9 protein-coding genes and 1 pseudogene are annotated in these 10,399 nt (G+C 31.9%); 8 read left to right on the top strand and 2 right to left on the bottom strand.

Features of this window, described 5'->3' with window-relative positions; genetic code table 11:
• Positions 1-11: 11 nt before the first annotated feature.
• Together ACYQ1E_RS12685 and ACYQ1E_RS12680 are read left to right on the top strand one after the other, a co-directional pair.
• Positions 12-506: a hypothetical protein gene (locus ACYQ1E_RS12685; RefSeq protein WP_459880008.1), complete on the top strand. Its 495-nt coding sequence runs from the start codon at positions 12-14 to the stop codon at positions 504-506.
• A 215-nt stretch (positions 507-721) separates the two neighbouring features.
• Positions 722-2,017: an IS5 family transposase gene (locus tag ACYQ1E_RS12680; RefSeq protein WP_459876375.1), complete on the top strand. Its 1,296-nt coding sequence runs from the start codon at positions 722-724 to the stop codon at positions 2,015-2,017.
• Between the two features lie 115 nt (positions 2,018-2,132).
• On the opposite strand, the gene ACYQ1E_RS12675 is transcribed toward ACYQ1E_RS12680, so the two are convergent.
• Together ACYQ1E_RS12675 and ACYQ1E_RS12670 are read right to left on the bottom strand one after the other, a co-directional pair.
• On the bottom strand, positions 2,133-2,525 hold the full coding sequence (locus tag ACYQ1E_RS12675) for a PD-(D/E)XK nuclease domain-containing protein (RefSeq protein ID WP_459881782.1): 393 nt from the start codon (positions 2,523-2,525) through the stop codon (positions 2,133-2,135).
• A 516-nt stretch (positions 2,526-3,041) separates the two neighbouring features.
• Positions 3,042-3,541: pseudogene (locus tag ACYQ1E_RS12670) on the bottom strand (AAA family ATPase); the annotation flags it as partial.
• 218 nt (positions 3,542-3,759) lie between these two features.
• On the opposite strand from ACYQ1E_RS12670, the gene ACYQ1E_RS12665 reads away from it, so the two are divergent.
• The 6 genes from ACYQ1E_RS12665 to ACYQ1E_RS12640 all read left to right on the top strand — a co-directional run bounded on the left by ACYQ1E_RS12665 (position 3,760) and on the right by ACYQ1E_RS12640 (position 10,396).
• Positions 3,760-5,061, top strand: a complete 1,302-nt coding sequence (locus ACYQ1E_RS12665; RefSeq protein WP_459880005.1) for an alkaline phosphatase family protein — start codon at positions 3,760-3,762, stop codon at positions 5,059-5,061.
• Between the two features lie 45 nt (positions 5,062-5,106).
• Positions 5,107-5,316, top strand: a complete 210-nt coding sequence (locus ACYQ1E_RS12660; RefSeq protein WP_459880003.1) for a hypothetical protein — start codon at positions 5,107-5,109, stop codon at positions 5,314-5,316.
• Positions 5,298-5,621, top strand: a complete 324-nt coding sequence (locus ACYQ1E_RS12655; RefSeq protein ID WP_459880001.1) for a type II toxin-antitoxin system PemK/MazF family toxin — start codon at positions 5,298-5,300, stop codon at positions 5,619-5,621. Before ACYQ1E_RS12660 ends, ACYQ1E_RS12655 begins: the two co-directional genes overlap by 19 nt.
• On the top strand, positions 5,618-7,714 hold the full coding sequence (locus tag ACYQ1E_RS12650; RefSeq protein ID WP_459879999.1) for an ATP-dependent helicase: 2,097 nt from the start codon (positions 5,618-5,620) through the stop codon (positions 7,712-7,714). Before ACYQ1E_RS12655 ends, ACYQ1E_RS12650 begins: the two co-directional genes overlap by 4 nt.
• A 245-nt stretch (positions 7,715-7,959) precedes the next feature.
• Positions 7,960-8,985 (top strand): heterodisulfide reductase-related iron-sulfur binding cluster, encoded by a 1,026-nt coding sequence (locus ACYQ1E_RS12645; protein ID WP_459879996.1) that lies wholly within the window; start codon positions 7,960-7,962, stop codon positions 8,983-8,985.
• 19 nt (positions 8,986-9,004) lie between these two features.
• Positions 9,005-10,396: an FAD-binding oxidoreductase gene (locus ACYQ1E_RS12640; protein ID WP_459879994.1), complete on the top strand. Its 1,392-nt coding sequence runs from the start codon at positions 9,005-9,007 to the stop codon at positions 10,394-10,396.
• The last annotated feature ends 3 nt before the right edge of the window (positions 10,397-10,399 follow it).

Raw genomic sequence — 10,399 nt, 5'->3', positions numbered from 1 at the left:
AACTAATTTTTATGAAAACATATTGGATTCATAAAATCTTTTTACTTATAATAATCATAATAGTATTAATTTCATACGTACTGTATAAAAATTCTAAAAAACAAAAATCCTCTACTATTCATATACCCCGAATAACACAAATAGGGCCTTATGGGAAAGATATTGAAATTACAGAAAAAATAGATGACCTAATAGTAAAGTTTAAGGCTAAACGCCTATTTTTTAAAAAATCAAGTATCTTTATATTTAAAAGTACACTTTACAAAAAACTCGTTGCCCAGGATATTAAACTCATTGTACAAAAAAATGGCAAAAAATTATTAGTTTTGAAAAAAAAACAACAGGTTTTAAATCCTGATTTAAATCGTATATGTATTAATTACCCTCAAATTATATATCCTTCAAACATTGCTCCTCCGGAAAAGGTGATTATTGACAAAAATAGATCAAAAATTCTTTTTAATTATAAGACAAAAACTGTAAATTTTTATAACTTATTTAAGTAAGTCATAAAAATAGGGACGGGCGAATAATGCTTCATTAAACTTACTAAATTCTATGCCAATTAAATAGTCGATGCTTAAAAAATATATAATTTACTGAAAATACTTTACAAAATGTTTGTTATAATGTAATATAAACGACCAGAAAATGTTTAAAACAGGTAAAAAGGTGGTAGAAAAGAATAAAAAAATGGAAGGGAAATTATATGCAGACATGTATGCCAAAGCGTAGAATACCACATTTGATATGTGGAGATTTATTAGATTTTATTAATCCTGATGATCCTTTGATAATTTTATCTAAAAAAATTCCATGGAAAGAATTTGATAAAGCATTTGCGAGTAAATATAGTAAGCGGGGTCGTCCTGCCAAATCTACTAGATTGATGGTTGGACTTTTAATGTTAAAACACTTGTATAATTTAAGTGATGCAAAAGTAGTGCAGATGTGGACACAGAATCCATATTTTCAAGCTTTTTGTGGAGAAAGTAGATTTAGATGGTCTCCTCCATGTGCTCCATCAGAGCTTACACATTTCCGAAAACGCATAGGAGAAGATGGTGTAAAGAAAATATTTGAAATATCTGCTCAATTACATAAAGACAAAATTCAAGAAAAAGAGATAGTTGTAGATACTACAGTTCAAGAGAAAAATATTACATTTCCAACAGATACAAAGTTAATGTGTAAAATTATTTCCAAATGTAGAAAAATAGCTAAAGAAGAAGGAATAGTTTTACGTAGAAGTTTTAGAAGAGAGTTACCTGAGTTGTTAAAAAAAATAAGATTTAACAAGAGGTCAAAGGATAAGAAAAAAGTTAAAAAAGCCAGAAAAAGGATTAAGACTATAGCTGGGATATTGATTAGAGAAATAAAACGTAAATTGCCAGAAGATGTTTATCCCAAGTATGTAAAACAAATAGAACTATTTGAAAAAGTGCATTCTCAAAAGAAAAAAGATAAAAATAAAATTTATAGTCTTCATGAACCAGGAGTCTATTGCATAAGCAAAGGTAAAGAACATAAGAAATATGAATTCGGTTCAAAGGCAGCTATAGCAATGACAAAAAATAGTGGAGTAATAGTTGCTGCAGTAAATTTTGAAAGAAATCAATATGATGGTCATACATTGCCAAAAGTATTGTGTCAAACAGAGGAGATAGTAGGAAAAAGACCAGAGGTGGCCATTTGTGATAGGGGATTTAAAGGTAAAAGCAAAATAGGCTCAACAAAAATTATTATCCCAAAGAGTCCTAAAAAGAAAGCAACACCCTATCAAAAATCCAAGATGCGTAAGAGATTTAGACGAAGGGCGGCGATAGAACCAGTAATAGGCCATCTAAAATCAGATTTTCGTTTAGCCAGAAACTTTCTAAAAGGGACAATAGGAGATACAATCAATTTACTGTTGGCAGCAGCAGCTTATAACTTCAAAAAGCTGATGGATCAGCTTGCCTTTTTTTTGTTTCTTTTTATTTTTCGTCCTTTTTTTACAAAAAAATATCAAAATTAAGAGCCGATGAATGAATCTTGAGCTTAATCTAAAGTGAGTATGGAAAAAATTTTAGAATAAAATTTAATAAAAGGCTTTTTTTAAGCATCGACTAAATAGATTTCCTTAAATTTTCCTATAAATTGTTCATAATATTTTTTTCTTTTATCTGCTCCAAGGCCTTGCCTTCTGAGTCTTTATCTACTACTTTAAATTCTATAAGATAAACTCTGTCTTTATATTTTACAGTTAAATCCACCCTGCCTTTATTAGAAGTGACCTGGGAAGATACATCAAGCCCAGCGCCGTTAAACAAAGCATACACTATTGATGCATAATACCCTTCATATTTATCAAGCTCATTTTTTCGATAAAATTCATAGGATATACCAGCAAAAAAGCTGTGTAAAATATCTTTTAAATCTTCTATTCTATTTTGTTGGAAAATTTTGATTAAACCTACTTCAGTCTGGTCCTTTAAAGGCGGGCTTGGGGTAAGATAGGATAAAAAGGCATCATTAAAACTCATCCTGACTTCTAAATTGGGATAAGTTAGAGTATAGACATTTTTATTGCCCATGCGAGTAAAGTCTTTAATTGTAAGATACCCTGTCTGGAATAGTAGATTTTCTGGATAGATATTATCAATATCAAGATTGGATAAAAGCTCTTCTCCTACTTCAAGGTTTTCTACATCAAGCAAATAATAGTTATTCTGTTTAAACAGCTTTATCAAAAATGTAGGAGTGCCAGTCTCAAACCAGTAGGATTTAAAAAACTTTTTATCAAAGAGCAGTAGAATATCAAAGGGATTGTAGACACTTTCTCCAAGCCATCTGTAGCCATTATACCACCTTTTTACCTCATCAATGTCAAAATCCTTTAATCTGTCTGCAAATACTTTTTCTAAGTCAGATTGGGTATATCCACAAATAGTTGCAAATGATGGATCTAAAGTAATATCGTTTAATTGGTTTAATCCACTAAAAATAGACACCTTTGAAAACCTGGATACCCCTGTTAAAAATACAAGCTTTAAATATGGATCAGCATCTTTTAGCACTGAATAAAAATCTTTTAATATCTCTCTGTTTTCTTTTGCATTTTCTATATTTTCTATTGCATCAAGGATGGGTTTGTCGTATTCATCCACGAGCACCACAACTGGCTCTTTGTATTTCTCATATAAAAGGATTATTGTTTGTTCAAATTTTCCCTTTAAGGTTGGATAGGACAATTTTATGTTGTGCTCTCTCTGTATCCCTAAAAAAATTTCTTCAATGCTAATTTTTAAATCATCTGGTGTGCGGTGACCACCCCTTCCAAAGCTTATTTTAACAACTGGATATCTTTTATCCCAATTCCATTTATCGTAGATATAGAGTCCTTTAAAAAGCTCTTTATTGCCAGAAAAGGCCTCTTTTAGAGTATCTAGAAACAAGGATTTTCCAAACCTCCGGGGCGACTTAAAAAATAATACCCCCCTCTCTCAAGTTTTTTAACAAAAGGTGTCTTATCCACATAATAGTAATCATCTCTAATCATCTTTTTAAAACTCTGAATACCAATTGGCAAATATTTCATAATTGCTCCTTGAGGCCAAAATTTCTATATTCATGACTGTATAAATAAATTTTAAAATTTGCAAGAGGTTAAAAATCACAGTTAATCTCTAAAAAAGGCCAGTTTAATTTTTTATAGAATTATTGTCCTCAACACATCTATCTTGTATTTTTTGACTTTTGCTGTTAAAATTCTATTTTATGAAAGGTAAACATAGGCTTGTAATAATTGGTTTAGATGGGATGTCTGTGTCCCAGCTAAGGTTTGTATGCAAAAAATTTTCACTAAAAAATCTGTCAGAATTCATTAAAAAGGACAGTTTAATTTCCATTTCATCTGAACTTCCAGAACTATCACCTGTTAATTGGACATCTTTTTATACAGGCAAAGGGCCAGAAGAACATGGGATATTTGGTTTTGTTGATTTAGATCCCAGGTCATACAAAATTTCAATCTCTGATTTTACAAAAGTAAAATGCACCACTATTTTTGATAAACTGGGACAAAAAAATATTATTTCAAAGGTGATCAACCTGCCAAACACATATCCTGCACCTCCAATCAGGGGAGTTTTGATTTCAGGTTTTGTGGCAATGGACCTTGCAAATTCAGTTTATCCAAAGGTCTATTTGCCCATATTAGAAGAGATAGATTATAAACTTGAACCTGATACAATAAAAGGAATAAGGGATCCTGATCATTTATTAAAAGAGGTTCTTCTCTGTCTTGAGTCTAAAAAAAAGGTTATAGATCTCCTATGGCCAGACCTTATATGGGATATTTTTGTCTTGATTTTTACTGAGACTGACAGGATAAATCACTTTTTATATCCAGCTATTTTTGATGAAAAAAATCCTCTTCACTCAATTTGTAAAGAATTTTTTAAAAAATTGGACCAAATTATTGGAGATATACTGGATAGATTTTCGTCTCTTCCATCACCTAAAAGACTTATGGTGGTCTCTGACCACGGATTTACTGAACTGATCACTGAGATTGATATAAATGTGATACTTAAATCCGCTGGGATGTTTTTTTTAGAACACAAACCCAAATCAGAGTTAGACGCTTCATTTATATCTGAGAAAACAGTGGCATTTGCACTTGATCCTGGCAGGATATATGTACATAAAAAGGGAATTTATTCGCGGGGTAGGGTGAGCAAAGAAGATTACAAAAAAGTAATCAATGATTTAATTTCTTTACTTAAAGAAGTTGAATTTAAAGGACAGAAGGTATTTGAAAAAATATATCTTTGTGATGAACTCTATCCAGGTTCAAAATTTATAAATACTCCAGATATAGTGGCAATTTCTAAAAGAGGTTTTGATTTAAAGGCAAAGTTTGATAGGGACTCTGTTTTTGGACATTATGGTCGCTTTGGTACACATTATAGAGATGATGTCCTTTATTATGATTCAAAATTATCTGGTAATATTAAAAGAGTCAGAGACATAGGAATTGAAATACTAAGACATTTTCAAAATTTTATATACACCTAAGGGTGTTGATAAATAGTTGTTAGAAATTAAGAAAAAGGAGAAGCCATGATGGAAGATATTGCATATATTCCAATTTCTCAAGAATTAATAATGACCATTGAAAAGTTAAAAGAAAAACAAGAAACTGTTCAGGATTTTATAAAAAGACTAATAGAAGAGTTTGCTTTTCAACAAGATATAGAATTAGCACAATTAGAAAAAATGAGAGAATTGTGGAATAATGAGGAAGATAATATATGGGACAGTATGATTTAGCTTTTGGAGATATTATTTTAGTAGAAGTTCCATTTACAGATAAATTGGAAGTAAAATTAAGACCAGCATTAGTGTTATTTGAAGAAAAAAAGAATGTAATAATAGCAGGCATTACAAGTAACTTAAAGATGGGAGGGATATTACTACCTAAAAGTGAAGGATTGATAGTAGATAGTGTTTTAAAGTTAAACTATATTTTTACAGTTTCAGAAAGTAGAATAAAGAAAAAACAAAGCGGTCAGAGGGCCACTGAGCTTAGCATTGTAGAAAATTACATTACTGTTTTTATGGAGAAAGTGTTATGATAGATTTAGAAAAGGAATTAAATGAGGCTCAATTTGAGGCAGTAACCACAATACATGGTCCTGTATTGGTGATTGCTGGAGCTGGAAGTGGTAAGACCAGGACTATTGTTTATAGACTGGCCCATCTTGTGGATTTGGGTATAAACCCTTCCTCTATTTTATTACTTACCTTTACCAAAAAAGCTGCACAGGAGATGTTGCTCAGGGCAGGGAAATTACTTGGGGCAAAGATGGAAGGAGTGGTAGGGGGAACATTTCACTCCTTTGCTAACTTTATACTCAGGCGATTTGCAAAGGAAATTGGATATTCCTCTGATTTTACTATCATCGATCAATCAGATTCACAGGATATCATCAAACAACTAAAGGAGAGCAATAAAATTGCTACAAAAGACAAAAGCTTTCCTAAAAAAAGCACTATTTTTTCTCTTATATCAAAAATGCGAAACAAAGAGATTCCTCTGGATGAGACAATTGCATCTGCATCTTCCCATCTTTTGATCTATTTAGAAGATATAGAAAAATTATATAAGTTGTATACTGATTTTAAGAAAGAACATAATTTAATGGATTATGATGATCTGTTATTTAATTTAGAAGAGTTATTCTTATCAAGAAAAGATATTTTAGATTTTTTGAAAAAAAGATATCAGTTTGTTATGGTTGATGAATATCAGGATACCAATTTAGTGCAGGGCAGAATTATATCTTATCTGGCAGGTAAAGATGGAAATATTATGGCAGTTGGAGATGATGCTCAATCTATATATTCCTTTAGAGGGGCTACAGTTAGAAATATATTAGATTTTACCAATATATTTAAAAATTCTAAAGTCATTTTACTGGAAAAAAATTATAGGTCTGTTCAGTCTGTTTTAGATTTTAGTAATGCTATTTTAAAAAATGCAACAGAAAAATATGAAAAAAGACTTGTTGCTGTAAGAGAAAAAGGTATTCGTCCTCAGATTATTAGAACCATTAGTGACCAGACTCAAGCTGTTTTGGTTGTAAATAAGATTATCGAACTATCACGTAAATATCCTTTAAATGAAATAGCTGTTCTATTTAGAGCTGGATATCAATCATATCCTGTTGAGGTTCAATTAAATAGAGCTGGAATTAAATACAAGAAATTTGGTGGTCTGAAATTTTCAGAAGCAGCTCATATAAAGGATGTAATTGCATATCTTAGACTTATACTCAATCCAGCAGATTTTTTGTCCTGGCAGAGGGTATTTTGTCTGATCCCTAAAATCGGGCCAAAGACTGTGAAAAAGCTATTTGATAGTTATTATTCCGACAAAAATTATTTACTCAAAGTGTGCAAATCTAATGAAAAGGTAGCAAAGATATTTTCTCTAATGAATGATTCTAGTGTTAAAACTTTAAAGCCAAGAGAGATATTAGAAAAGGTGTTTGAAATTTATGAGCCATACTTTAAGGCTGAATATCATGATGATTATCCAAGAAGACAGGCGGGGTTAGATGAACTTATGCAATTATCATCTACCTATACAGATTTAGAGGCCTTTTTGTCTGATATAACTTTAGAGCCAGTAGAGCCATATACTTTAGAAGACCCTCTGGAACAATATGTTACCCTCTCTACAATCCATTCTGCCAAAGGACTAGAATGGGATGTGGTTATTTTGATTGATATGGTTGAAGACAGATTCCCTTCAAAATTATCTCAATTAGAACCAGAGGGCATGGAAGAAGAGCGCAGACTATTTTATGTTGCTACCACCAGGGCAAGGGATAGACTTTATATCTATAGCCCTAAAACCCTTGTATCAAAAACAGGAGAACCCTATCTTACTAGCGTAAGTCCATTTATTGAAGAATTAGATAAGAGGGTATTTGATGAGTTTAAGGAAACTTACAGTGGAAATATTAGAAAGGTATCTCATAAAAAAAAAGGTCTTCTATCAGAAAAAAATACAAATAATTCAAATAACAAAGGCATGTGGTGCAATCACAAAGTCTTTGGCCGGGGAAAAATAATTGGCATTATCAATCCAAACAAATATAAGGTCTATTTTCCAGGTTTTGGAACTAAAGTGCTCATAAAGGACTATGTGGAAATTGAATGAGTGAACTACTTTAAAAAAGCATTTATTTTTGATACCTTTAAATCATACTTCTGAAAAGTTAATTTTAAAATCCTGCAAAATAAAAACAAAAAATCAAATTTAATCAGTTGAAGTTATATGTTAAAAATGTTATGCAAAAGAGAAAAGTAAAAAAATTAAAAATTAACAAAGAATAGAAATTTAGAGCAAGTAAAAAAGATTCTGGAGCAAATTCTAGTCTCCATGATAAAAAGGAGGAAATTTTTATGTATGCTTTAAAATATGACCCTGATATTTGTTATTCCTGTGAAAGTGTAGATTGTTTGACAAAATGTTGGTATCAGGATTTAAAGGATATACAAAAGGCAAGAGAAGAAAAAAATAAAATATTACAAGGAGAATATTCAGATGTCCTGGAAAATTGTAGGACCTGTTATGGATGTGAAGAACACTGTCCAAATAATAATCATCCTTTTTATCAAATTGTAGAATTACAGGAGAAACTGGGTATTAAAAATGTTCCTGATCCAATATTTAAACAGCAACTAAGGATGATGGGTCCTAGAAACAGAATAAAAAAAGAGTCTCTATCCCCACCCATTATTGATATGTGTCTTTTCCCCCAACTTCTTGATAATATTAAGGGAAAATTGTATGAGGGTGCATCAATTATTTGGGGTGGTGATATATTTTGTAATATTATGTGGCTTCATTTTGCAAATATGTCGGTTATATTAGAGAGACTTCCCAAAATGATTCAAAATATCTATGAATATTATATCAAAGAAAGTAATACAGAAGAGATAATCTGTTTTCACGATGAATGTTACGGTGCTTTTACGCACCTTGCCCCTGCCTATGGAATTGAAGTGCCCTTTAAACCAGTTCATCTATTTGAGTATATCTTAAATAAATTAGAGCAATTAAAGTCAGATATAAAACCTTTAAACGTAAAGATCGCTTATCAAAGGCCATGTTCCAATAGATTGTGTCCTGAAATGGATGAAGTTTTAGACAAGATTTTTCACAAAATTGGAGTAACTAGGGTGAAGAGAAAATACGATAGAGACACCCCCCTTTGTTGTGGTAGTGTTATTAGGATTCAACAAAAGGACAAAGAGGCAGACGAACTTCAAAAAGAAAATATAAAGGATATGAAAGATGCAGAGGCTAAGTTTGCTATTTTTAATTGTCCAATGTGTATGATGACACTTGAAGAAGAAGTAAGATCTGAAGGATTGATTCCATTACATGTATCAGATTTAGTAAAACATGCTTTAGGAGAGATATAAAATTCTCAGGAGATAGGTTATGAAGGAAAAAGTAATACAAAAAGTAATAGAAAAATTAATAGATATTGTTGGAAGGGAATTTGTTTCTACCCATAAAGAGGAGAGCTTTTTTTATTCAAGGGATGGTGGCACAATGGAGCCATATTCACCTGATGTGGTGGTTTTGCCTAAAAATAGCGAGCAGATCAGTAAAATTTTATCTCTGGCAAATGAAAACAAGATACCAGTATATTGTATGGGTGCTGGTCTAACCCTTTCAGGACTCCATAGGGCAATAAAAGGTGGAATTTTGATAGATATTAAAAGAATGGATAAGATCTTAGAAGTAAATGAAAAGAGTCGCTATGTAGTAGTGGAATCAGGTGTATCCCAGGGAAAATTACAGGCATATCTTAAAAAGAATTATCCCCACTTAAAACACTCCATGCCTGATGCTCCACCAGCTGCCACCATTGGAGGTAATATTGCTATCCATGGCTCTGGACACCTTTCTTTTTTGGGAGGCTTTCACTCTGACATGGTAACAGGCCTTGAGGTGGTCCTTGCAAATGGCGAAATTGTGAGAACAGGTAGTTGCTCTGTATCAAATAATTGGTTTGCCAGGGCTCCACTTCCTGATCTCAGTGGACTATTTCTGGGATGGTTTGCAACTACTGGAATTATTACAAAAGTTGGCCTTAAATTATATCCAGCCTATCCTTTATCTGATGTAAGAGTGCTGACATGTGAAGATCCAGACCTTATGTCAGAATTAATATACAGAGTTACAGATATCCATATTGCCGAAGACGTAATGACGTGGATGACTCCAAGACCTGCATGGGCAAAGGACTTTTTAAATTGCAACGTAATATATGGTGCAAGAACAAAGGAAGAATTAATCTTTAAAAGAGACCTTTTGTTTGAACAGGTAAGAGAGTTTATAGATAAAAAAGTAGCTGGTTTTTTGCCTCTGCTTCCTTTTATGAGAAAGAGATTTTTGGATATACCTGGAAAAGATCTGGTCAGATTTGCAGATGCAAATAAAGGGGGTGGATTTGAATATGTAGGGGCAATGATTCCTTCAAATTTATTTGCCGATGCATACAGAATTGGTCTTGAAATAGTTAAAAAAAATAGGGTGACCTATTCCTTTGGTTCCAGGATAATCGGAAATAATCATTGTATGATGTTTTTTTATGCCTATGCTTTTAATAGAGCAGATAAAGAGGATATTAAGAAAGCACAAAAGGCCCTTTATGAAACAAATATTAAAATACTTGAGTTAGGTGGTATACCATGGAAGGCAGAGTTACCTGCTCAAAAAGAAATTTTAAAAAGAATGGATAAAAATACCAAAACACTTTTATTTAAGATTAAAAAATTAATGGACCCAAATCACATAATGAGTCCTGGAAATTGGGAGGAGTGATTT

It is taken from the genome of Desulfothermus naphthae (assembly GCF_054657475.1).
The sequence above is the reverse complement of the archived record's forward strand: the minus strand, read 5'-3'. Positions and strand labels throughout refer to the sequence as shown.